Below are 350 nucleotides of genomic sequence, written 5' to 3'. Positions count from 1 at the left end.
ATTTCACACATATTTCCGGTCACTTCATACGTTATAATTCCGATTATTCTGTCATCCGAGAGCGCAACAAATCCTGGCAACTCTTCTAACTGATGCCCCTTACCACGTGAAACCATCAATGAACTCCCCCAGTTCTCACACATGAACATTCGGATTGTTTCTTTCATCGCTGGCGTAATTTTTTGTATATACACCATTTCCTATTTCTCCCCTTTTCTATCATTGTGATACAATGTAAGTGTATCACATGTAACGGTATTTGGAGGATGAGGTAAAGTATGAAACGTTTTTTTGCAGCATTGTTTACTATACTAGGTGCGATAACTGCCCTTGGGATTTTCTTTACAAAT

At 38.6% G+C, this 350-nt stretch carries 1 pseudogene; it reads right to left on the bottom strand.

The features are described 5' to 3' along the window. Positions 1 to 197 (bottom strand): annotated as a pseudogene (locus tag SB658_RS22510) (GNAT family N-acetyltransferase); the annotation flags it as partial. Between the last annotated feature and the right edge of the window lie 153 nt (positions 198 to 350).

Source organism: Bacillus sp. SIMBA_008 (assembly GCF_046535495.1).
In the GTDB taxonomy this organism is placed as follows: domain Bacteria; phylum Bacillota; class Bacilli; order Bacillales; family Bacillaceae; genus Bacillus; species Bacillus subtilis.
Note: the sequence above shows the minus strand (reverse complement) of the source record. Positions and strands in the feature narration are given on the sequence as shown.